General features: G+C 67.9%; 30 protein-coding genes. 29 read left to right on the top strand and 1 reads right to left on the bottom strand.

All coding sequences use genetic code 11. From position 1 onward, the window contains the following. Positions 1-111 precede the first annotated feature (111 nt). The 29 genes from rplB to truA all read left to right on the top strand — a co-directional run bounded on the left by rplB (position 112) and on the right by truA (position 16,879). Positions 112-948 (top strand): 50S ribosomal protein L2, encoded by an 837-nt coding sequence (rplB, locus tag Pph01_RS27780; protein WP_203885789.1) that lies wholly within the window; start codon positions 112-114, stop codon positions 946-948. 11 nt (positions 949-959) lie between these two features. Beyond that, the gene (gene rpsS, locus Pph01_RS27775) at positions 960-1,238 is read left to right on the top strand and encodes a 30S ribosomal protein S19 (RefSeq protein ID WP_203885788.1); all 279 of its coding nucleotides are present in this window, start codon (positions 960-962) and stop codon (positions 1,236-1,238) included. Between the two features lie 32 nt (positions 1,239-1,270). Further along, on the top strand, positions 1,271-1,630 hold the full coding sequence (gene rplV, locus Pph01_RS27770) for a 50S ribosomal protein L22 (protein ID WP_204076101.1): 360 nt from the start codon (positions 1,271-1,273) through the stop codon (positions 1,628-1,630). Continuing rightward, positions 1,630-2,493, top strand: a complete 864-nt coding sequence (rpsC, locus tag Pph01_RS27765; RefSeq protein ID WP_204076100.1) for a 30S ribosomal protein S3 — start codon at positions 1,630-1,632, stop codon at positions 2,491-2,493. Before rplV ends, rpsC begins: the two co-directional genes overlap by 1 nt. Before the next feature lie 2 nt (positions 2,494-2,495). Beyond that, a complete protein-coding gene (gene rplP, locus Pph01_RS27760; RefSeq protein WP_203885785.1) occupies positions 2,496-2,915 on the top strand; it encodes a 50S ribosomal protein L16 in 420 nt (139 codons plus the stop codon). Beyond that, on the top strand, positions 2,915-3,151 hold the full coding sequence (gene rpmC / locus Pph01_RS27755) for a 50S ribosomal protein L29 (protein WP_203885784.1): 237 nt from the start codon (positions 2,915-2,917) through the stop codon (positions 3,149-3,151). The genes rplP and rpmC overlap by 1 nt, the downstream gene beginning before the upstream one ends. After that, entirely contained in the window at positions 3,144-3,428 is a 285-nt protein-coding gene (gene rpsQ / locus Pph01_RS27750; RefSeq protein WP_203885783.1) for a 30S ribosomal protein S17, read from the top strand. The genes rpmC and rpsQ overlap by 8 nt, the downstream gene beginning before the upstream one ends. Positions 3,429-3,608: 180 nt before the next feature. Further along, on the top strand, positions 3,609-3,977 hold the full coding sequence (gene rplN / locus Pph01_RS27745) for a 50S ribosomal protein L14 (RefSeq protein WP_203885782.1): 369 nt from the start codon (positions 3,609-3,611) through the stop codon (positions 3,975-3,977). A gap of 9 nt (positions 3,978-3,986) precedes the next feature. Continuing rightward, entirely contained in the window at positions 3,987-4,298 is a 312-nt protein-coding gene (gene rplX / locus Pph01_RS27740; protein WP_204076124.1) for a 50S ribosomal protein L24, read from the top strand. Next, on the top strand, positions 4,298-4,882 hold the full coding sequence (rplE, locus tag Pph01_RS27735; RefSeq protein ID WP_204076099.1) for a 50S ribosomal protein L5: 585 nt from the start codon (positions 4,298-4,300) through the stop codon (positions 4,880-4,882). The genes rplX and rplE overlap by 1 nt, the downstream gene beginning before the upstream one ends. 2 nt (positions 4,883-4,884) lie before the next feature. Further along, positions 4,885-5,070 carry a type Z 30S ribosomal protein S14 gene (locus Pph01_RS27730; protein ID WP_030451489.1) on the top strand — a complete coding sequence of 62 codons (186 nt, stop codon included), beginning with the start codon at positions 4,885-4,887 and terminating at the stop codon, positions 5,068-5,070. A gap of 121 nt (positions 5,071-5,191) precedes the next feature. Then, positions 5,192-5,590: a 30S ribosomal protein S8 gene (gene rpsH, locus Pph01_RS27725; RefSeq protein ID WP_066933619.1), complete on the top strand. Its 399-nt coding sequence runs from the start codon at positions 5,192-5,194 to the stop codon at positions 5,588-5,590. 18 nt (positions 5,591-5,608) lie between these two features. After that, positions 5,609-6,151 carry a 50S ribosomal protein L6 gene (rplF, locus tag Pph01_RS27720; RefSeq protein ID WP_204076098.1) on the top strand — a complete coding sequence of 181 codons (543 nt, stop codon included), beginning with the start codon at positions 5,609-5,611 and terminating at the stop codon, positions 6,149-6,151. Between the two features lie 2 nt (positions 6,152-6,153). Beyond that, positions 6,154-6,537 carry a 50S ribosomal protein L18 gene (gene rplR / locus Pph01_RS27715; protein WP_204076097.1) on the top strand — a complete coding sequence of 128 codons (384 nt, stop codon included), beginning with the start codon at positions 6,154-6,156 and terminating at the stop codon, positions 6,535-6,537. A 40-nt stretch (positions 6,538-6,577) separates the two neighbouring features. Further along, positions 6,578-7,207: a 30S ribosomal protein S5 gene (gene rpsE, locus Pph01_RS27710; RefSeq protein WP_203885777.1), complete on the top strand. Its 630-nt coding sequence runs from the start codon at positions 6,578-6,580 to the stop codon at positions 7,205-7,207. 3 nt (positions 7,208-7,210) lie between these two features. Continuing rightward, positions 7,211-7,393 (top strand): 50S ribosomal protein L30, encoded by a 183-nt coding sequence (gene rpmD, locus Pph01_RS27705; RefSeq protein ID WP_030451484.1) that lies wholly within the window; start codon positions 7,211-7,213, stop codon positions 7,391-7,393. Positions 7,394-7,395: 2 nt separating this feature from the next. Further along, entirely contained in the window at positions 7,396-7,851 is a 456-nt protein-coding gene (gene rplO, locus Pph01_RS27700) for a 50S ribosomal protein L15 (protein ID WP_204076096.1), read from the top strand. 180 nt (positions 7,852-8,031) lie between these two features. Beyond that, a complete protein-coding gene (gene secY, locus Pph01_RS27695; RefSeq protein WP_204076095.1) occupies positions 8,032-9,339 on the top strand; it encodes a preprotein translocase subunit SecY in 1,308 nt (435 codons plus the stop codon). Further along, the gene (locus Pph01_RS27690) at positions 9,339-9,992 is read left to right on the top strand and encodes an adenylate kinase (RefSeq protein ID WP_204076094.1); all 654 of its coding nucleotides are present in this window, start codon (positions 9,339-9,341) and stop codon (positions 9,990-9,992) included. The genes secY and Pph01_RS27690 overlap by 1 nt, the downstream gene beginning before the upstream one ends. 85 nt (positions 9,993-10,077) lie before the next feature. Continuing rightward, entirely contained in the window at positions 10,078-10,905 is an 828-nt protein-coding gene (map, locus tag Pph01_RS27685) for a type I methionyl aminopeptidase (protein WP_204076093.1), read from the top strand. A gap of 60 nt (positions 10,906-10,965) precedes the next feature. After that, complete coding sequence (locus Pph01_RS27680; RefSeq protein ID WP_204076092.1) at positions 10,966-11,421, top strand: DUF1707 domain-containing protein; 456 nt, start codon at positions 10,966-10,968, stop codon at positions 11,419-11,421. Positions 11,422-11,856: 435 nt separating this feature from the next. After that, a complete protein-coding gene (gene infA, locus Pph01_RS27675; RefSeq protein ID WP_012887858.1) occupies positions 11,857-12,078 on the top strand; it encodes a translation initiation factor IF-1 in 222 nt (73 codons plus the stop codon). A 48-nt stretch (positions 12,079-12,126) separates the two neighbouring features. Further along, positions 12,127-12,240: a 50S ribosomal protein L36 gene (gene rpmJ / locus Pph01_RS27670; protein WP_003956441.1), complete on the top strand. Its 114-nt coding sequence runs from the start codon at positions 12,127-12,129 to the stop codon at positions 12,238-12,240. Between the two features lie 246 nt (positions 12,241-12,486). Next, positions 12,487-12,867, top strand: a complete 381-nt coding sequence (gene rpsM / locus Pph01_RS27665; protein WP_204076091.1) for a 30S ribosomal protein S13 — start codon at positions 12,487-12,489, stop codon at positions 12,865-12,867. Between the two features lie 34 nt (positions 12,868-12,901). After that, entirely contained in the window at positions 12,902-13,306 is a 405-nt protein-coding gene (gene rpsK, locus Pph01_RS27660) for a 30S ribosomal protein S11 (RefSeq protein WP_020542285.1), read from the top strand. Between the two features lie 19 nt (positions 13,307-13,325). Further along, positions 13,326-13,952: a 30S ribosomal protein S4 gene (rpsD, locus tag Pph01_RS27655; RefSeq protein ID WP_204076090.1), complete on the top strand. Its 627-nt coding sequence runs from the start codon at positions 13,326-13,328 to the stop codon at positions 13,950-13,952. A gap of 160 nt (positions 13,953-14,112) precedes the next feature. Continuing rightward, the gene (locus tag Pph01_RS27650; RefSeq protein ID WP_203885769.1) at positions 14,113-15,129 is read left to right on the top strand and encodes a DNA-directed RNA polymerase subunit alpha; all 1,017 of its coding nucleotides are present in this window, start codon (positions 14,113-14,115) and stop codon (positions 15,127-15,129) included. Positions 15,130-15,228: 99 nt separating this feature from the next. Beyond that, a complete protein-coding gene (gene rplQ, locus Pph01_RS27645) occupies positions 15,229-15,753 on the top strand; it encodes a 50S ribosomal protein L17 (RefSeq protein ID WP_204076089.1) in 525 nt (174 codons plus the stop codon). Between the two features lie 199 nt (positions 15,754-15,952). Continuing rightward, entirely contained in the window at positions 15,953-16,879 is a 927-nt protein-coding gene (truA, locus tag Pph01_RS27640; protein WP_204076123.1) for a tRNA pseudouridine(38-40) synthase TruA, read from the top strand. Here the strand turns inward: truA and Pph01_RS27635 are convergent. After that, positions 16,869-20,024 (bottom strand): hypothetical protein, encoded by a 3,156-nt coding sequence (locus Pph01_RS27635; RefSeq protein ID WP_204076088.1) that lies wholly within the window; start codon positions 20,022-20,024, stop codon positions 16,869-16,871. The genes truA and Pph01_RS27635 overlap by 11 nt on opposite strands. Positions 20,025-20,102: the final 78 nt, after the last annotated feature.

The following is a 20,102-nucleotide window of genomic DNA, read 5'->3' as shown; positions in this document are numbered from 1 at the left end:
CGGGCCGCCTCGCCGGGAGGCGAGCCGGCCGGTCCTGGAACGTCAGCACCGGGGGGACCGCCGTGAGGCGGACCCCTACCGGTATGAACCGACGAAGGATGAACGAAAAAGATGGGCATCCGCAAATACAAGCCGACGACACCGGGTCGTCGCGGCGCGAGCGTCTCGGACTTCGCCGAGATCACGCGCAGCACCCCGGAGAAGTCGCTGCTTGCACCCCTGCACAGCAAGGGCGGGCGTAACGTACACGGCCGGGTCACCGCCCGGCACCAGGGAGGCGGGCACAAGCGCGCCTACCGGATCATCGACTTCCGCCGCCACGACAAGGACGGGATCCCGGCCAAGGTCGCTCACATCGAGTACGACCCGAACCGGACCTCCCGCATCGCGCTGCTGCACTACGCCGACGGCGAGAAGCGCTACATCCTCGCGCCCGCCGGCCTCAAGCAGGGGGACCGTATCGAGAACGGCCCCGCCGCCGACATCAAGCCGGGCAACTGCCTGCCGCTGCGCAACATCCCGACCGGTACCTTCATCCACGCGGTGGAGCTCCGTCCGGGTGGTGGCGCCAAGCTCGGCCGCAGCGCCGGCGCGCAGATCCAGCTGCTCGCCAAGGAGGGCAGCTACGCCACGCTGCGTATGCCGTCCGGAGAAATGCGCCAGGTCGACATTCGCTGCCGCGCCTCTGTGGGCCAGGTGGGCAACGCCGAGCAGGCCAACATCAACCTCGGTAAGGCCGGCCGTAACCGTTGGAAGGGCAAGCGCCCCACGGTTCGCGGTGTCGCCATGAACCCGGTCGACCACCCGCACGGTGGTGGTGAGGGTAAGACCTCCGGCGGTCGCCACCCGGTGAACCCGAAGGGCAAGCCTGAGGGCCGCACCCGGCAGGCGAACAAGCCGAGCGACCGACTGATCATCCGTCGTCGGAGCAAGCGGAAGAAGCGGTAGGAGCAGCCAAAATGCCACGTAGCCTTAAGAAGGGCCCCTTCGTGGACGACCACCTTCAGAAGAAGGTGGACGCACAGAACGAGAAGGGCACCAAGAACGTCATCAAGACGTGGTCGCGGCGCTCCATGATCGTGCCGGACATGATCGGTCACACGATCGCCGTGCACGACGGCCGCAAGCACGTCCCGGTGTTCATCACCGACGCGATGATCGGTCACAAGCTCGGAGAGTTCGCGCCCACGCGGACGTTCCGCAGCCACGTCAAGGAAGACCGCCGCAGCCGGCGGTAAGCGCCTTCAAGTAAGCATCAGAGGAGACAGCGATGGAAGCCAGGGCACAGGCGCGGTTCGCGCGCCACACGCCCCGGAAGGCCCGCCGTGTGGTGGACCTCATTCGCGGGCTGCCCGCTTCGGAGGCGCAGGCCGTGCTGCAGTTCGCTCCCCAGTCGGCGAGCGAGACCGTCTACAAGGTGCTCTCGAGCGCGATCGCGAACGCGGAGCACAACTTCAAGCTCGACCGTGAAACGCTCGTCGTGAGCCGTGCGTGGGTCGACGAGGGCCCGACGCTCAAGCGGTTCCGTCCGCGTGCCCAGGGTCGCGCCTACCGGATCAACAAGCGGACGAGCCACATCACGGTGATCGTGGAATCTCGCGAGCCGAAGCCGAAGGGAAGGACCCGATAGTGGGCCAGAAGGTTAACCCGCACGGGTTCCGCCTCGGCATCACGACCGACTTCAAGAGCCGGTGGTACGCCGACAAGCTCTACAAGTCGTACGTCGCCGAGGACGTGGCGATCCGTCGCATGCTGCAGAAGGGCATGGAGCGGGCCGGCATCTCCAAGGTCGAGATCGAGCGTACGACCGACCGCGTGCAGGTCGACATCCACACCGCCCGGCCGGGCATCGTCATCGGCCGTCGCGGCGCGGAGGCCGACCGCATCCGCGGCGACCTGGAGAAGCTGACCAAGAAGCAGGTCCAGCTGAACATCCTCGAGGTGAAGAACCCCGAGATCGACGCGCAGCTCGTCGCGCAGGGCGTGGCCGAGCAGCTGTCCAGCCGCGTCTCGTTCCGCCGGGCAATGCGCAAGGCCATGCAGTCCGCCATGAAGAGCGGCGCCAAGGGCATCCGTGTCCAGTGCTCCGGCCGCCTCGGCGGTGCGGAGATGTCCCGCTCGGAGTTCTACCGCGAGGGCCGCGTGCCCCTGCACACGCTCCGCGCCGACATCGACTACGGCTTCTACGAGGCCCGCACCACGTTCGGCCGCATCGGCGTGAAGGTGTGGATCTACAAGGGCGAGGCCCCGACGAGCCGCGCCGAGCGCGAGGCCGCCGCGGTCGCGGCGGCGGGCGCTCGCGCCGGTCAGCGCCGTGAGCGCGACGACCGTCGTGGCGGCCCGGGCGGCGACCGTCCGCGTCGTGGCGGCGGCGACCGTCCGCGCCGTGGCGGGGCCGCCGGTCGTTCGGACCGCGCACCCAGAACCGAGGCCGCCGCGCAGGCTGCCCCCGAGACCGGCCCGGCAGAGCAGCCGGGTGCCGAAGGGAGCTGACCATGCTGATCCCTCGCAGGGTCAAGCACCGTAAGCAGCACCGGCCCGACCGTCACGGTGCCGCCAAGGGCGGTACCAGGGTCGTCTTCGGCGAGTTCGGCATCCAGGCGCTTGAGCACTCCTACGTGACCAACCGCCAGATCGAGGCCGCACGTATCGCCATGACCCGGCACATCCGCCGTGGTGGCAAGGTGTGGATCAACATCTACCCGGACCGTCCCCTCACCAAGAAGCCGGCCGAGACCCGCATGGGTTCCGGTAAGGGTTCTCCGGAGTGGTGGATCGCCAATGTCAAGCCCGGCCGAATCATGTTCGAGCTGTCCGGTGTCGCCGAGCCCGTGGCCCGTGAGGCCCTGCGCCGTGCGATGCACAAGCTCCCCATGAAGTGCCGGTTTGTGAAGCGTGAAGTGGGTGAGGCGTGATGGCTAAGGGCCTGACCGCCGGTGAGCTGCGGCCCGAGGACCAGGAAGTCCTGGTCCAGAAGCTGAAGGAAGCCAAGGAGGAGCTGTTCAACCTCCGCTTCCAGTCGGCGACCGGACAGTTGGAGAGCCACGGGCGGCTGCGTGCCGTCCGGCGCGAGATCGCCCGTATCTACACCGTGATGCGTGAGCGTGAGCTCGGAATCGTCACGGTCGAGAAGGAGACGAGCGATGGCTGAGGCAGCCGAGACAACCGAGAAGCAGGCGCGGAACTACCGCAAGACCCGTGAGGGCCTGGTGGTCAGCGACAAGATGGACAAGACCGTCGTCGTCGCCGTCGAGGACCGCGTGAAGCACCCCCTGTACGGCAAGGTCATCCGCCGTACGACGAAGTACAAGGCCCACGACGAGCAGAACACCTGCGGCGTCGGCGACCGTGTCCTCCTGATGGAGACCCGGCCGCTGTCGGCCAGCAAGCGCTGGCGCGTCGTCGAGATCCTCGAGAAGGCCAAGTAACAAGAACGCGCCTCGTGGGGGATGGGAGACCATCCCCCATGACGGTGTCCAAGGGTCCGGGCCGAAAGGTCCGGTCCGCCAGCGGCGGCGGTCCCAGGGCTGTCGCCGAGGGAACAAGACCACATCAGTTCCGCCAGGCTCACCGGACGGTGAGAACCGGCGCGACACACAGGAGTTGACGTGATCCAGCAGGAGTCGCGGCTCAAGGTCGCCGACAACACGGGTGCCAAGGAGATTCTCTGCATCCGCGTTCTCGGTGGCTCGGGTCGGCGCTACGCGGGAATCGGCGATGTCATCGTTGCGACGGTGAAGGACGCCATTCCCGGCGGCGGCGTGAAAAAAGGCGACGTTGTCAAGGCTGTCGTGGTGCGCACCGTGAAGGAGCGCCGCCGCCCCGACGGCTCCTACATCCGCTTCGACGAGAACGCCGCGGTCATCATCAAGGACAGCGGTGACCCCCGGGGCACGCGCATCTTCGGCCCGGTCGGCCGTGAACTGCGTGACAAGAGGTTCATGCGCATCATCTCGCTCGCCCCGGAGGTGTTGTAAATGCCGAAGCTGCATGTGAAGAAGGGTGACCTCGTCAAGGTCATCGCCGGCAAGGACAAGGGTGCCCAGGGCCGGGTCATCGCCGCCCTCCCGCGCGAGGAGCGTGTGGTGGTCGAGGGCGTGAACATGGTCAAGAAGCACTCCAAGGTGACCCACCAGGGTCCGCGCGGCGCCAAGGAAGGCGGCGTGCAGACCATGGAGGCCCCCATCCACGTGAGCAACGTCAAGAAGCTCAAGGATGAAGAGAAGCCCAAGGACAAGCCCGAGAAGAAGGCCGCCGCGAAGAGCGACGAGGCCGACGAGACGGGTGAGGACAACTGATGACCGCCACCACTACTGAGTCGACTGAGGCTGGGCGCACGCTACCGCGCCTCAAGCAGCGCTACCGCGAGGAGATCATCGCGAAGCTGCGCGAGGAGTTCGGCATCGAGAACATCATGCTGGTTCCCTCGCTCACCAAGATCAAGGTGAACATGGGTGTCGGCGAGGCCGCCCGCGACTCGAAGCTCATCGAGGGCGCCGTCCGCGACCTCACCGTGATCACCGGTCAGAAGCCGGCCGTCGCCCGCGCCCGCAAGTCCATCGCGCAGTTCAAGCTCCGCGAGGGCATGCCGATCGGCGCCCACGTGACGCTGCGCGGCGACCGGATGTGGGAGTTCCTCGACCGTCTGCTGTCGCTTGCGCTTCCGCGTATCCGTGACTTCCGCGGTCTGTCGCCGAAGCAGTTCGACGGCAACGGCAACTACACCTTCGGCCTCACCGAGCAGGTCATGTTCCACGAGGTCGACCAGGACAAGGTCGACCGGCAGCGGGGCATGGACATCACGGTCGTGACCACCGCGAAGAACGACGAGCAGGGGCGGGCGCTGCTGAAGCACCTCGGATTCCCCTTCAAGGAGGCCTGATCATGGCGAAGACGTCGCTCAAGGTCAAGGCAGCGCGCAAGCAGAAGTTCGAGGTCCGGGCGTACACTCGGTGCTCGCGCTGCGGCCGTCCGCGCGCTGTCTACCGCAAGTTCGGGCTCTGCCGCGTGTGCTTCCGCGAGATGGCGCACCGGGGCGAGCTGCCCGGCATCACCAAGTCGAGCTGGTAGATCCCGCCCGGGGTCACCCGCCGCAACTGAAGTCAAATCAACCGGGCGCCGGCACCGCCGGCGTCCATGACCGCACCGTAGGTCCACGCGATGGAAACCGCGGTGAGGAAGGCCACCGGCCATGACGATGACCGACCCGATCGCAGACATGCTGACGCGTCTGCGTAACGCGAACTCGGCCTATCACGACACCGTCACCATGCCCTACTCGAAGATCAAGGCGCACATCGCCGAGATCCTGCAGCAGGAGGGCTACATCCAGGCCTGGAGCGTCGAAGACGCCAAGGTCGGCAAGAACCTCGTGGTGGAGCTGAAGTTCGGCCCCAGCCGTGAGCGTTCGCTCGCGGGCCTGCGCCGGGTCTCCAAGCCCGGCCTGCGGGTCTATGCAAAGAAGGACAACCTGCCCCGCGTCCTGGGCGGACTGGGCGTCGCGATCATCTCGACGTCCGGCGGCCTGATGACGGACAAGCAGGCAGGCAAGCGTGGAGTGGGCGGGGAAGTCCTCGCCTACGTCTGGTAAGAGGGGAGGAACCACAGCATGTCGAGAATCGGACGGCTGCCCATCCCCGTACCGGCAGGTGTCGACGTCACCATCAGTGGTCGGGACGTCCAGGTCAAGGGGCCCAAGGGCACGCTCAGCCACACGGTGGCCGAGCCCATCGAGGTCGCGCGGGCTGAGGACGGCACCATCGCCGTCAGCCGCCCCAACGACGAGAACAAGGTCCGTGCGCTGCACGGCCTGTCGCGCACTCTGATCGCCAACATGGTGTCGGGCGTGACGCAGGGCTACACGAAGTCCCTGGAGATCGTCGGTGTCGGTTACCGCGTCCAGGCCAAGGGCCCGACGCAGCTGGAGTTCTCTTTGGGCTTCAGCCACCCGGTGATCGTCGACGCGCCCGAGGGCGTGACCTTCCGCGTCGAGCGGCCCACGTTGTTCCACGTGGACGGCATCGACAAGCAGAAGGTCGGCGAGGTCGCCGCGAACATCAGGAAGCTGCGCAAGCCCGACCCGTACAAGGGCAAGGGCGTGCGCTACCAAGGCGAAGTTGTCCGCCGCAAGGTCGGAAAGGCTGGTAAGTAGGCATGGCTGGCAAGACTGCGTTCGGCAAGCACACGGCCGCCCGCGCTGTCTCGCGGGCCCGCCGGCACCACCGAGTCCGCAAGACCGTCTTCGGCACGACCGAGCGTCCGCGCCTGGTCGTCAACAGGTCCACGCGTCACCTGTTCGTGCAGATCGTCGATGACACCAAGGGCCACACGCTGGTGAGCGCGTCCACGATGGACGTCGCGCTCCGCGGTGCCGAGGGTGACAAGACGGACAAGGCGAAGAAGGTCGGCGAGCTTCTCGCTCAGCGGGCCAAGACCGCCGGGATCACCGCCGTCGTCTTCGACCGCGGTGGCAACCGCTACGCGGGCCGGCTGGCCGCTCTCGCGGACAGCGCCCGGGAAGGCGGGCTGGAGTTCTGATGTCGGCCCGTCCCATGAGCAACGAGAAGAGGAACCACTGATGGCTGCAGCTCCGCGTCGCGGCGCAGGCGGCGGTGGCGAGCGGCGTGACCGTCGTGACGATCGCCGCGGCGGCGCCGCAGACAAGGGCGTCTCGTACATCGAGCGCGTCGTAAAGATCAACCGAGTCGCCAAGGTCGTCAAGGGTGGTCGGCGCTTCAGCTTCACCGCGCTGGTCATCGTCGGCGACGGCAACGGCCTCGTCGGGGTCGGCTACGGCAAGGCCAAGGAGGTGCCCGCGGCGATCGCCAAGGGCGTCGAGGAGGCCAAGAAGCACTTCTTCAAGGTGCCGCGCATCCAGGGCACCATCCCGCACACCGTGCAGGGTGAGGACGCCGCGGGCGTCGTCCTGCTGCGTCCGGCCTCTGCCGGTACCGGTGTCATCGCGGGTGGTCCGGTGCGCGCCGTCCTGGAGTGCGCCGGGATCCACGACGTGCTGTCCAAGTCGCTCGGCTCGGACAACCCGATCAACATCGTGCACGCCACCGTGGCGGCTCTGAAGGGCCTCAGCAGGCCCGAGGAGATCGCCGCCCGTCGTGGCCTGCCCATCGAGGACGTCGCCCCCAAGGCGATGCTGAAGGCGCGTGCGGAAGGCCTCGCGGAGGCCGCCGCCGCAAAGGCGGTGAGCTAGCCGATGGCGCGGCTGAAGATCACTCAGACCCGGTCGAAGATCGGTGGCAAGCAGAACCAGCGTGACTCGCTTCGCTCGCTGGGCCTGAAGCGAATCGGCGATGTCGTCGTCAAGGAGGACCGCCCGGAGATCCGGGGCATGGTCGCCGTGGTGACGCACCTCGTCGAGGTCGAAGAGGTGGACTAGTCATGACTGAGAACGCTCCGCTCAAGATCCACGACCTCCGTCCGGCTCCTGGTGCCAACAAGGCCAAGATCCGCAAGGGTCGTGGCGAGGCGTCCAAGGGCAAGACCGCCGGTCGTGGTACCAAGGGCACCAAGTCCCGCACGAACGTCCCGCTCGGCTTCGAGGGTGGCCAGATTCCGCTCCAGCGGCGGCTGCCGAAGCTGAAGGGCTTCTCCAACGCCCTGTTCAAGACGACCTACCAGGTCGTCAACCTGGACAGGCTCGGGGAGCTCTTCCCGGAGGGCGGGAACGTCACCGTCGACGACATGGTCGTCAAGGGTGCGGTTCGCAAGAACCAGCTCGTCAAGGTGCTGGGAACCGGTGACATCTCCGTGGCGTTGAACGTGCAGGCGCACGCCTTCTCCGCCGGCGCCAAGGAGAAGATCACCGCTGCCGGAGGCTCGGTTTCCGAGCTTTAGGCATGATGCTGTACGAGGCGCGGGGGTTCGTTATGAGCCTCCGCGCCCGTAGTGCGTTAGAGTTCGCTGGGCAATGGGCTTGATTCGCGTCCCGCCCGGCGCACTGGCAACAAGACATGTCGATGGACGTCCCCCGACCATCGCCGACCGTTACCGCGTCTCTGGCGCGCAGGAGGGACCGTGCTAACCGCGATTACCCGGGCATTCCGGACGCCTGACCTGCGCAAGAAGTTGCTCTTCACTTTGGGCATCATCGCGCTCTTCCGGCTTGGCTCGGTGCTTCCTACACCCGGTGTCAACGCCACCAATGTCCGGCTCTGCCTGGACCAGGCGCAGGCCGGCGACGCCAACAACATCTACGGCATGGTGCAGCTGTTCAGCGGCGGCGCACTGCTGAAGCTGTCGGTGTTCGCGCTCGGCATCATGCCGTACATCACGGCGAGCATCATCCTGCAACTGCTGACCGTGGTCATCCCGCGGCTCGAGGCCTTGAAGAAGGAAGGCCAGGCGGGCAACGCGAAGATCACGCAGTACACGCGTTACCTCACCATCGGCCTGGGCGTCCTGCAGTCGACCGCGTTCGTCGCGCTCGCCCGCAGCGGCCAGCTGTTCCCCAGCTGCCGCGAGCAGATCCTGCTCAACCAGGACGTCTTCACCATCGTCACGATGGTGATCACCATGACTGCGGGCACCGCCGTGATCATGTGGCTCGGCGAGCTCGTGACCGACCGCGGCGTGGGCAACGGCATGTCGATCCTGATCTTCACTCAGGTCATCGCCGTCTTCCCGGCCGAGCTGCTGAACATCTACCGGCTCAGCCCGTTCAAGTTCGTCGTGGTGATGATCGTCGGCGTCGTGATGATCGCCGTCGTGGTCTTCATCGAGCAGGCGCAGCGCCGCATCCCGGTGCAGTACGCCAAGCGGATGGTCGGCCGCCGGATGTACGGCGGCACCTCGACCTACATCCCGCTGAAGGTCAACCAGGCCAGCATCATCCCGGTGATCTTCGCGTCCTCGCTGCTCTACCTGCCGCAGCTGCTCGTCACGATCTTCGGTAACAGCTCGCAGCCGAACGCGGTCATCGAATGGCTCGCGCAGAACCTGGTGAGGGGCGACCACCCGGTCTACATGGCCACCTTCTTCCTCCTCATCATCTTCTTCACCTACTTCTACGTGTCCATCATCTTCAACCCCGTTGAAGTCGCCGACAACATGAAGAAGTACGGTGGGTTCATCCCGGGCATCCGTCCGGGCCGGCCGACCGCCGAGTACCTCAGTTTCGTGCTCAACAGGCTCACGGCCGCGGGCGCTCCGTATCTGGGTGTCATCTCGCTCATCCCGATCATCGCGCTCGCGGTGGCCGGTGCCAGCCAGAACTTCCCGTTCGGAGGGACCAGTATTCTGATCATGGTGGGTGTTGGTCTGGACACGGTCAAGCAGATCGAAAGCCAGCTGCAGCAGCGTAACTACGAGGGCTTCCTGAGATAGTGCGCGTCGTCCTGGTAGGGCCCCCCGGAGCGGGCAAGGGGACGCAGGCCCAGTTCATCGCATCGCGTCTGTCGATCCCGAAAATCTCGACAGGCGACATCTTCCGTGCCAACGTCTCCGGCGGCACGGACCTCGGCAAGCTCGCCAAGGGGTACATGGACCGGGGTGACCTCGTCCCGGACGAGGTGACCGTCGCCATGGTCCGCGACCGGCTGTCCGAGGACGACGCGCAGGAGGGCTTCCTGCTCGACGGCTTCCCCCGGAACGTGCCGCAGGCGGAGATCCTCAAGAAGATGCTGGCCGAGTTCGGCACCGGGCTCGACCTCGTCCTGGAACTGGTCGTCGACGACGAGGAGGTCGTCCGCCGGCTGGCCGGACGGCGTACCTGCCGGTCGTGCGGCAAGGTGTGGCACGTCGACTTCGATCCGCCCGCCGTCGCCGGTGTGTGCGACGCGTGCGGGGGAGAGTTGTTCCAGCGCGACGACGATCGCGAGGAGACGATCAGGCACCGGCTGGAGGTCTACCAGGAGCAGACCTCGCCGCTGATCTCCTTCTACGCCGATGAGGGCATCCTCGTCGGGGTGGACGCGACCGGGCCGGTCGAGGAGGTCACCCAGCGCGCGATGTCCGCGCTCCGGCGGTTCGCCGACTGACCCGTTACCGTGGCAATGGACGCCATCCCTATCCTTGGGGTGGCGTTCAGTCATTTATGGGACAATCCCGAAAGGGGGTGCACAGGTGTTCAAGAAGAGTAAGCACGGCATTCAGATCAAGTCCGCCGAACAGCTCGACAAGATGCGTGCGGCGGGCCTGGTCGTCGGCAGGACGCTCGAGCTGCTGCGGTCGTCGGTCCAGCCGGGAGTCACCCCCCTCGAACTCGACGCCATCGCCGAGGAGGCCATCCGGGGCGAGGGCGCCATCCCGTCCTTCAAGGGTTACCAGGGGTTCCCCGCCACCATCTGCGCCTCGGTCAACGACGAGGTCGTTCACGGCATCCCCACCGATCGCCGCAAACTGCGTGAGGGCGACATCATCTCCCTCGACTGCGGGGCGATCCTGGACGGCTGGCACGGGGACTCCGCGATCACCGTTCCCGTGGGGGAGGTCGACCCGAAGCTCACCGAGCTGATGCGGGTCACCGAAGAGGCCATGTGGCAGGGGATCTCGGCGCTGATGGTCGGCGGCCACCTGTCGGACATCGGGTTCCGCGTCGAGCGGTACGTCCGCTCACAGGGCCGGTACGGCATCCCCCCGGAGTACGGCGGCCACGGGATCGGCACCGAGATGCACATGGACCCGTGGGTGGCCAACCACGGCAGGCCCGGCCGCGGGCCGCGCTTCGAGGCCGGGATGTGCTTCGCTGTCGAGCCGATGGTGAACATCGGCACCGAGCGCACGAAGGTGCTCGACGACGAGTGGACGGTCGTCTCGATGGACGGCAAGCCGTCGGCGCATTTCGAGCACAGCGTCGCCGTGACGGAGGACGGGCCCCTGGTGCTCACCGCACTCGACGGAGGCGCCTCCCGGCTCAAGGCGCTCCTCGCCGACGCGACGGACGAGGCCTGACGCGTAGATCGTGCCGGTGGCTCATAATGGTCGGTAGTGCGCGGCAAACAGGAGATGGTGATGGCGGCAACCCCGGAGATGCGTGCCTCTGACGGCGACCGGGACCGGGTCGCCGCGGCTCTGCGTGAACATGTGGCAGAGGGCAGGCTCACCGTCGACGAGTTCAACGAGCGCCTCGAGTCGGTCTACCAGAGCCGCACCTATGGCGAGTTGGCGAAGCTCACGTCGGACCTGCCGGAGATCGATCTGCACACGCTTCCGGCCACGGTCAAGCCTCAGGCCGAGCCGCCGGCGCAGGCCGGGCGGAAGCAGACGGCCACCCGTGCGGCCTGGGCGAGCTTCGTGGGGACGAACGCCGTCCTCTGGGCCATCTGGCTCATGTCTTCCATGGGCTCCGGCCACGCGACATATCCGTGGCCGCTGTGGGTGACCCTGTTCTGGGGCATCCCCCTTCTCGTGGGCACGGTCTTCGGCACCGGACCTGGTCACGGCCACGGCAGGGAACGCCGCCGCTGAGCCGGATTCCAACCGATTAGCCGGGAGCTCTTCGGTTGGACGCACTCTTTACCGATGCGCCACCATCGGCCGGTTTTCCAAGGGGTACGTGATCGCTATCGGGCGACGCGGCACAGCTGGGCTGTGCCGCGTCGCCCGATGATCGAGTCGTGCCCACCCGGACCGGCATATCGGCGGTGCCGGGACGGGTGGGCGCGATCATTCAGACGACAGCGGGCACGGCCGGCCTCTGGGGTACGCTTTGAGTCGGTTGTGTCGGGACACCCGCTGCCGTTTCGCTTTTAGGCGTGGGCTGTCGTACACTGCTTTGTCGGTTCACTATGACCTTTTGCGCATGGGCGGTCCTGGCCGATCGCGCTCTCCGAATGGTGTGAAGGTCGCGGCTGCTTAGTGTTCCGAAAACCTCAGACGACCGATCAGTGAAACGCGAGGGCCATGGCCAAGAAAGACGGCGCCATCGAGATTGAGGGCACTGTGGTTGAGTCGCTCCCGAACGCGATGTTCCGGGTGCAGCTCGACAACGGCCATAAGGTCCTTGCTCACATCAGTGGGCGGATGCGGATGCACTACATCCGAATCCTTCCCGACGACAGGGTTGTCGTCGAACTGAGCCCCTACGACCTCAGTCGTGGGCGGATCGTCTATCGGTACAAGTAGGCCATCCTCCGTCCAGGAGGCGGGCCTGACGCGGAACGAATAAGGACTATGAAGGTCAAGCCGAGCGTCAAGAAGATCTGCGACAAGTGCAAGGTGATCCGCCGGCACGGTCGCGTCATGGTGATCTGCGACAACCTGCGCCACAAGCAGCGTCAGGGCTAGTCGCAGCCGGCCCCGCCTGAGTCCGCTCGTGTAGCGGGCTCATTCATACGAGGGCCTCCGGTGCGGACGTCGTGAGACGGCCGGTGCCGGAACAGTAATCGCGTGCCACACCCGCGAAGGCGGCTTCCATGCGGAAGCCGTACCCCGCGGGAGACCCCCGGTCGGAGGCCGGGGCCCTCACCCCGGGGCATGGGGAGGGGAAGTGGAGCGCAGGACCTCCGCCACAAAAAAGGAGAATGCCCGACCATGGCTCGCCTGGTTGGCGTCGACCTCCCCCGCGAAAAGCGGCTGGAGATCGCTCTCACCTACATTTTCGGAATCGGCCGCACCCGCGCCCACGAGATCCTGAAGGCCACGGGCGTCAGCCCTGACCTGCGTGTCCACCAGCTCACCGATGCTGAGCTGGTCCCGATGCGTGACTTCATCGAGGCGAACTACAAGATCGAGGGTGACCTCCGCCGCGAGGTTCAGGCCGACATCCGGCGCAAGATCGAGATCGGTTGCTACCAGGGCATCCGGCACCGCAAGGGGCTGCCTGTCCACGGTCAGCGGACGCAGACGAACGCGCGCACCCGCAAGGGCAAGAAGAAGACCGTGGCCGGCAAGAAGAAGCCGGGCAAGAAGTAGTCCTAGCAGCCACATTTCAGGAGACAGCGCTTAAATGCCGCCGAAGAGCCGCCAGGGCGCGCCCAAGAAGGTGCGCCGTAAGGAAAAGAAGAACGTCGCTCACGGGCACGCCCACATCAAGAGCACGTTCAACAACACGATCGTTTCGATCACCGACCCGAACGGGAACGTGATCTCCTGGGCCAGCGCCGGCCACGTCGGGTTCAAGGGCTCCCGTAAGTCCACCCCGTTCGCCGCGCAGATGGCCGCCGAGAACGCAGCCCGCCGCGCCATGGAGCACGGCATGCGGAAGGTCGACGTGTTCGTCAAGGGCCCCGGTTCCGGTCGTGAGACCGCGATCCGTTCGCTCCAGGCGACCGGCCTCGAGGTCGGGTCCATCCAGGATGTGACCCCGGTCCCGCACAACGGCTGCCGTCCGCCCAAGCGCCGTCGCGTCTGAGTCCAGGAGATACAGGAAAATGGCTCGTTACACGGGTGCGGACTGCAAGCTGTGCCGGCGAGAGAAGACCAAGCTCTTCCTCAAGGGCAAGAAGTGCGAGTCCGCGAAGTGCCCCATCGAGATCCGTCCTTACCCGCCGGGTGAGCACGGCCGTGGCCGTCCCAAGGAGTCGGAGTACCAGCTCCAGCTCCGGGAGAAGCAGAAGACCCGCCGCATCTACGGCATCCTCGAGAAGCAGTTCCGGAACTACTACGAGGAAGCCAACCGCAAGTCGGGCAAGACCGGCGAGAACCTCCTCCAGATCCTGGAGAGCCGTCTCGACAACGTGGTCTACCGTGCCGGCTTCGCCGAGTCGCGTGACGCGGCCCGCCAGCAGGTGCGTCACGGCCACATCGTGGTCAACGGCAAGAAGGTCGACATCCCGTCGTACCGCGTGCGTGAGCACGACATCGTCGAGGTCCGCGAGAAGTCGCGCAACCTGCTTCCGTACGAGGTGGCCCGCGCCACCGCCGGGGACAAGACCGTCCCGGCGTGGCTCGGCGTCGTGCCGGACAGCATGCGCGTCCTCGTGCACCAGCTCCCGGTCCGCCAGCAGATCGACACGCTGGTCCAGGAGCAGCTCATCGTCGAGCTCTACTCCAAGTAGTAGCGGTCTCGATCAGACGATGACGCCGTACGGCTCGCTCTTGGCGGGCCGTGCGGCATCATGGTTGTTAGCGAGTGGCGTCAAATAGCGGGCGCCGCCGTAACCAGAGGGGCAGCAGACCCGGAGCGACGCGGGCCTGTCCCGGATTCAGGAGTAACACATGCTGATCGCCCAGCGCCCGAGCCTCCAGGAGGAGTCGCTCGAGGAGCACCGGTCCAGGTTCGTCATCGAGCCGCTGGAGCCGGGCTTCGGTTACACCATCGGCAATTCCGTGCGGCGCACGCTGCTGTCCTCCATTCCGGGGGCGGCGGTCACCAGCATTCGCATCGAGGGCGTGCTGCACGAGTTCACGACCGTCCCCGGGGTCAAGGAAGACGTCACCGACATCATCCTCAACCTCAAGGCGCTGGTCGTCTCCTCCGAGCACGACGAGCCCGTGGTGATGTACCTGCGCAAGCAGGGCCCGGGTGAGGTCACGGCCGCGGACATCGCGCCCCCCGCGGGCGTCGAGGTCCACAACCCCGACCTGCACATCGCCACGCTGAACGGCAAGGCGAAGCTCGAGATGGAGCTGACCGTCGAGCGTGGCCGCGGATACGTCTCCGCGGCGCAGAACAAGCAGCCGGGACAGGAGATCGGCCGGATTCCGATCGACTCGATCTACTCTCCGGTTCTCAAGGTCACCTACAAGGTCGAGGCCACCCGTGTCGAGCAGCGCACGGACTTCGACCGCCTGATCCTCGACGTCGAGACCAAGCCCTCCATGAAGCCCCGCGACGCGGTGGCCTCGGCGGGCAAGACTCTCGTCGAGCTCTTCGGCCTGGCCCGTGAGCTCAACGTCGAGGCCGAGGGCATCGACATCGGCCCGTCGCCGACGGACGCGGCCCTGGCCGCCGACCTGGCGCTGCCGATCGAGGAGCTCAACCTCACGGTTCGTTCCTACAACTGCCTCAAGCGCGAGGGCATCCACACCGTGGGTGAGCTCGTCGCCCGCAGTGAGCAGGACCTGCTCGACATCCGCAACTTCGGCGCCAAGTCGATCGAAGAGGTCAAGCAGAAGCTGCACGAGATGGGCCTCGCTCTGAAGGACTCCCCGCCCGGATTCGACCCCACCGCGGTCGCCGGCGGAGGGTACGACGACGAGGACGGCGGTTTCATCGAGACCGAGCAGTACTGATCGGTACTGCACGGCACTGACAGTGACGACCGGTCCGCCGGTCGGCCCGACCCCGGTACCTGATACGGCCGGGGCGGGTTATTCCATGAGGAGCATCAAATGCCCAAGCCCACCAAGGGCGCGCGCCTGGGCGGCAGCCCGGCGCACGAGCGGCTGATCCTGGCGAACCTCGCCACCCAGCTGTTCCAGCACGGCCGGATCCGCACCACCGAGGCCAAGGCCAAGCGCCTTCGGCCGCTGGCGGAGAAGCTGATCACCAAGGCGAAGAAGGGCGACATCCACAACCGTCGCCAGGTGCTGACGGTCGTTCGCGACAAGAGCGTCCTGCACCACCTCTTCACCGAGATCGCGCCGACGTTCGCCGAGCGTCCCGGTGGTTACACCCGGATCACGAAGATCGGGCCGCGCAAGGGGGACAACGCTCCCATGGCGGTCATCGAGCTGGTGACCGAGCAGCTCAGCCCGGTCACGGTCTCGCGGACCACGCCCGCCGCCGCGCCGGCGCCCGAGCCCAAGGTCGAAGAGGCCGAGGCTCCCGCGACCGACGCCACTCCGGAGAGCGCCGAGGCCACCTCGGAGCCGGAGACCGCCGAGGCGGACGGCGCGAAGAAGGACGAGGCCTGATTTCAGGCATTTGAGAGCGGGTCCGGCCTTCCTCACGGGGGTGCCGGGCCCGCTTTCTTGTTGAGTACGGCAGGCTCGGGTCTGAGTACGGCAGGCTCGGGTCTGCCCGCACGGAGAACAGCGCGGAGATCGGCGCGGCCGGCCTGCCCAGGCCTGGCCGTACGGGAAGGGTGACGTGGAGCGGCACGTTCGGCTGCGGATGGACCTGTCCTACGACGGGACCGAGTTCTCCGGCTGGGCGCGTCAGCCCGGCAGGCGGACCGTCCAGGGAGAGCTGGAAGAGGCGCTCGGCCGGGTTTTGCGGCTGGAGGCGGCTCCGGCGCTGACCGTGGCGGGCCGTACCGATGCCGGGGTGCACGCCCGTGGGCAGGTGGCCCACGTGGATCTGGCGATCTCGTCGCTGGCCTCCCTGGACGTCTCGGCCCGGCGCAGAGGGCGCGCCGGCGGCGCGGAGGACGGTCCGCAGGGCAGGAGCGGGGACGACCGGGACGTGAAGGGCCCGGATCTGGAGGCCTGGGAGGAGAAGGGCCCTCAGTGGCTCTCTGCGCTCATTAGGCGGCTATCAGGCGTTCTGCCGTTGGATGTCAGGGTAAAGGCCGTCTGCGTGGCTCCTGAGGGCTTCGACGCACGTTTCTCCGCCCTGTCCCGCCGGTACGTGTACCGCCTCTCGGACGCGCCCGGCGGGGTGGATCCCCTGCGGCGGCGGGAGGTCGTTTGGCACAACCGGCCGCTCGACGTCGATCAACTCAACGCCGCGTCCGCGGCGCTCCTCGGCGAGCACGATTTCGCCGCCTTCTGCAAAAGCAGGGAGGGCGCGACGACGATTCGCGAACTCCAGCGGTTCGACTGGGCGAGAGGCGAGGACGAGATCATTCGCGCCACGGTCGTCGCCGACGCCTTCTGTCACTCGATGGTGCGGGCTCTCGTGGGCTCGGTCCTCGCGGTCGGAGAGGGGAGGCGGCCCGCCGAGTGGCCGGGCCACGTGCTGGCCGCCGCGATCAGGGACTCCGGCGTGCACGTCGCCCCCGCGCACGGCCTGACGCTTGAAGAGGTGCGCTACCCGGCCGCGGAGGAACTGGCCCGGCGCGCCGCCTCGACGCGCCGGGTTCGAACGCTCAACTCGTGAGGCGCTTTTCCAGCACTTCGGAGGTGTGGTCGCGGAAGGCGCCGCTGACCGGGCCGAGGCTCTTGTCCTTGAGATCGGGTGTGTGGCCGTCGGCGTAGGTGGCGTAGCTGAACACGATGTAGCGGCCCCAGACCATCCCCGCGGCGTAGCCTCCGGAGATCGTCACCCGGTCGGTCGCCGTCTCGGCGGTGCCGTCGAGGCCCCGGAACCACTGGTTGCCGCCGAGATTCTTGCTCTGGTCGACGCTCAGCGCGGCCTGCTTGGTGGGCAGGACGGCTATCCCGGTCGTGACCGCGAACTGCTTCTTCGAGTCCACGTAGGTCGCCCGGAGCACCCGGCTGCACTTCTGCTTCTGGAGCGCCACCGCGAACGTGCCGCTGGCCGCCTGGGCGCACGTGTCGGTGCTGCCGACCTTGACCCGTCTGAAAGCGCGCCCGGCGACGGTCACCCGCGACACGGGGAACGCCTCCGTCAGCGACATCTTCCGGGGATCGGTCTTCTGCGAGTCGAGGATCGTGGCCGCCACCGGCTTCGGGGAGGGAGCCTCCGCCACGTCCGGCGTGCCGGCCGCTGAAGGGGCGGCCGCGGGTGCGGCGGTGGTCGCGCCGGTCGTCGACTGGCCCGTATAGGCGTAGAACGCGGCGGCGCCGATGCAGGCGATGACCACGGCGCCACCGGCGGCCAGCAGCACCCTCTTGGCCATTCCGGAGGCCGGCCTGCCGCGGTCGTCCTGGGAGACCGGAGGGAGATCAGGCGGCGGACCCGGGAGAACGGGGACCTTGGGCTGAGGAGTGGTGGGCGGGCCGTCGGCGTCCATCTCATGCGCTGATCCGAGCGAGTCGAATCCGGCGGGCAGGCTCTTCATGGCCGCCTTCGGCGGCGTGACCGGGGTGAACGCGAAGGGGGTCGTCGGGGCGGTAGCAGGGTTCTGCGGTGTTGGAGCGGGGGGCATGTGTCCAGGTGTCATGTGGGGGGACGGTGTCTGTGGCGGCTGCGAGCCTGAGGGCTCCTCGATCGGCAGCACGTGGTGCCCCGTCTCCGGCGGGGGGAAGCCCGACGTCGGCGTGATCGCCAGCGCGATCGCCTCGTCGGCGCCCTGACCGGATCCGGACGGATCGTTCTCGAGACGCGGCCACAGTGATCGTACGGTTCCGGTCGGAGGGCCATCCCCGTCACCGGAGCCCCAGCCGGAAGGGGCCTCGTCGCGGACGGCGGAGGGCCCCGCGAGAGCCTCGTCGGAGGCGATGCCGGATGCGTTGCCGGGCGCGAGGTCGGCGGGGAGGCCGGTGCTCGAGAACGGCTCGTAGACGCCGGTCCGGGTGTCGGCCGGGTCCACCGGCAGAGGCGGCTGTTCCGTGGCGTCGGTCCGCGCCGCGGACGAGCCCAGCGGCCACTCGGTTCTGGCGTCGGCCACCTCGATGGCGGCGGCCTCGTGCTCGACGGGAGGAGCCTCGTGGTGGAGGGGCCTGCCATCGGCAGGGGGGACCTCCTCGCCGGTCAGCCGCGGAGGCCAGACGGGGACGTCCCCGGGCTCGGCGGGCCGGGTGGACGCGGCCTCGGCTCCGTCGACGCGCTCCCCGCCGGTCCGGTCTCCGCCCGGGATGCCGCCGTCGCCGTCGAGGGCGTCGCCCGATGTGCCGTGGCCGGGGGTCGGCAGGACGGGCGTGTCGTAGACGGGTGCGCCGAGAACCGGGGCGCTCGAAAGGAGATCATCCTGTCCATACCGTTCGTGGGCGGCCACATCGTGTCCGGCCGCGCCGACGACTGGGATGTCGAGGACGGGGCTGTCCAGGACGTGGGCGTCGTGACCGGGGAGGTCATGCCGCGAAGTCTCGTACACCGGGGCCCCGAAGACCGGAGCCCCCGAGACGGGAACTTCCGGCACAGGGGCATCGTGAGCGGGTCCGGCGCTATCCGCGTGGCGGCGGTACCCGAGCGGGTCGCCGGGATCGACCGGGTCATACGGCAGAGCAGAGCCGTACGTCTCGGAGGCGTCATGGGGCTGGGCTGGGGCCGCCTCCGGAGCCGGATTCGGCTGGGAGGCCCCGTACGTCTCAGGTGCGGGAGCCGGCCAGGCCGCGTGCCGGGCGGGCCGGGAGCCGTCGCGGAAAGACGCGTCGTCTGACGGGTCCACGCCGGGGTCGGGGCTCCACGGCCGGGAGCGATCCTCCAGGTTGGGCGGCGGCGTCCACGGGGGAGGCCAGTCGCCGTGGCCGCCGGGCTCCTCCAGGAGAGCATGCGGATCGGCGGGGTGCGCCGCATGCGCGCCCGCATCGCCTGGCTCTCCGGCCCTGAAGAGGTCCTGGGCGGTATCGGAGTTCTGCGCGCTGAAGGGCTCGCGCGTGGTGACAGGGTTGTGCGCGGTGAAGGGATCGTGGGCGGGAACGGGATCCTGCGCGGTGAAGAGGTCCTGGGCGGCGACGGGATCCTGCGCCGTGAAGGGATCGTGCGTGGTGAGGGGATCCTGGGCGGCTGCGGGGCTCTGGGCCGCGATGGCGTCCTGCCCGGTGAAGGGGTCCTGGGCGCTGTGCGCGTCCTGGGCGGGGGAGGACTGGCCTGCGACGCCGGTCTCCCACACGGGATCCGCCTGTACGGCGGAGCCGCCGGACCAGGTGCTCTCCGGCCAGGTGCCGCCCGACCACGGGCGCTCCGGCTGCTGGTTCGGCTCCTCGGGCTGGGATGCGAAGGCGCCCAGCGAAGCCGGCCGGCTCAGCGTGTGCCGTCCGGGTCCGGGGGCATGCGGCGCGATCCCCGGTGCGAGGGCGGTATCCGGTGCGGGCGTGGTCCCCGGTGCCTGCTCCAACGTGGGCGTGGGCTCCAGCGCGGACTCGGGCGCGGGCGTCGTCCCCGGGCCTTCAACGCCGTGCGGACGGTCGTGGTGGGAGGCCGGTGCGGCGCCGGAAGACTGGAACGGCGGGAACGAGTCCGACGGCTTGATGGCCCTGAACTGGTTGGTGTCCTCGAAACGGTCGGAGGTCTCGGTGTCGGGGACCTCCGCCGGGGGCGGTGAGAACCAGTTGTAGGCGGGCTCTTCCTCGGGAGTCCACGCCGCCTCCTCCCCGGCGGGCGAACGGCCGAAGCTCGGCGGTGGCGTAGCGGCTGCCGCCGAGTTCTGGGCGTCCGCCTCACGGCGAGTCCATGCCATATCGTTTTCGTGCTCGGAACCGGAATCCTGGCCACGCATAGCCGGAAGCGTATCGGCGTAGACGAGATCGCCGTGTCG

Origin of the sequence: Planotetraspora phitsanulokensis (assembly GCF_016863295.1) — a bacterium.
GTDB lineage: Bacteria > Actinomycetota > Actinomycetes > Streptosporangiales > Streptosporangiaceae > Planotetraspora > Planotetraspora phitsanulokensis.
The sequence above is the reverse complement of the archived record's forward strand: the minus strand, read 5'-3'. Positions and strand labels throughout refer to the sequence as shown.

Coding starts and splice junctions, on each gene's coding strand:
- rplB (WP_203885789.1), top strand. CDS start 112: ATGGGCATCCGCAAATACAAGCCGACGACACCGGGTCGTCGCGGCGCG.
- rpsS (WP_203885788.1), top strand. CDS start 960: ATGCCACGTAGCCTTAAGAAGGGCCCCTTCGTGGACGACCACCTTCAG.
- rplV (WP_204076101.1), top strand. CDS start 1,271: ATGGAAGCCAGGGCACAGGCGCGGTTCGCGCGCCACACGCCCCGGAAG.
- rplP (WP_203885785.1), top strand. CDS start 2,496: ATGCTGATCCCTCGCAGGGTCAAGCACCGTAAGCAGCACCGGCCCGAC.
- rpmC (WP_203885784.1), top strand. CDS start 2,915: ATGGCTAAGGGCCTGACCGCCGGTGAGCTGCGGCCCGAGGACCAGGAA.
- rpsQ (WP_203885783.1), top strand. CDS start 3,144: ATGGCTGAGGCAGCCGAGACAACCGAGAAGCAGGCGCGGAACTACCGC.
- rplE (WP_204076099.1), top strand. CDS start 4,298: ATGACCGCCACCACTACTGAGTCGACTGAGGCTGGGCGCACGCTACCG.
- Pph01_RS27730 (WP_030451489.1), top strand. CDS start 4,885: ATGGCGAAGACGTCGCTCAAGGTCAAGGCAGCGCGCAAGCAGAAGTTC.
- rpsH (WP_066933619.1), top strand. CDS start 5,192: ATGACGATGACCGACCCGATCGCAGACATGCTGACGCGTCTGCGTAAC.
- rplF (WP_204076098.1), top strand. CDS start 5,609: ATGTCGAGAATCGGACGGCTGCCCATCCCCGTACCGGCAGGTGTCGAC.
- rplR (WP_204076097.1), top strand. CDS start 6,154: ATGGCTGGCAAGACTGCGTTCGGCAAGCACACGGCCGCCCGCGCTGTC.
- rpsE (WP_203885777.1), top strand. CDS start 6,578: ATGGCTGCAGCTCCGCGTCGCGGCGCAGGCGGCGGTGGCGAGCGGCGT.
- rpmD (WP_030451484.1), top strand. CDS start 7,211: ATGGCGCGGCTGAAGATCACTCAGACCCGGTCGAAGATCGGTGGCAAG.
- rplO (WP_204076096.1), top strand. CDS start 7,396: ATGACTGAGAACGCTCCGCTCAAGATCCACGACCTCCGTCCGGCTCCT.
- Pph01_RS27680 (WP_204076092.1), top strand. CDS start 10,966: ATGGCGGCAACCCCGGAGATGCGTGCCTCTGACGGCGACCGGGACCGG.
- infA (WP_012887858.1), top strand. CDS start 11,857: ATGGCCAAGAAAGACGGCGCCATCGAGATTGAGGGCACTGTGGTTGAG.
- rpmJ (WP_003956441.1), top strand. CDS start 12,127: ATGAAGGTCAAGCCGAGCGTCAAGAAGATCTGCGACAAGTGCAAGGTG.
- rpsM (WP_204076091.1), top strand. CDS start 12,487: ATGGCTCGCCTGGTTGGCGTCGACCTCCCCCGCGAAAAGCGGCTGGAG.
- rpsK (WP_020542285.1), top strand. CDS start 12,902: ATGCCGCCGAAGAGCCGCCAGGGCGCGCCCAAGAAGGTGCGCCGTAAG.
- rpsD (WP_204076090.1), top strand. CDS start 13,326: ATGGCTCGTTACACGGGTGCGGACTGCAAGCTGTGCCGGCGAGAGAAG.
- Pph01_RS27650 (WP_203885769.1), top strand. CDS start 14,113: ATGCTGATCGCCCAGCGCCCGAGCCTCCAGGAGGAGTCGCTCGAGGAG.
- rplQ (WP_204076089.1), top strand. CDS start 15,229: ATGCCCAAGCCCACCAAGGGCGCGCGCCTGGGCGGCAGCCCGGCGCAC.
- truA (WP_204076123.1), top strand. CDS start 15,953: ATGGACCTGTCCTACGACGGGACCGAGTTCTCCGGCTGGGCGCGTCAG.
- Pph01_RS27635 (WP_204076088.1), bottom strand. CDS start 20,024: ATGGCATGGACTCGCCGTGAGGCGGACGCCCAGAACTCGGCGGCAGCC.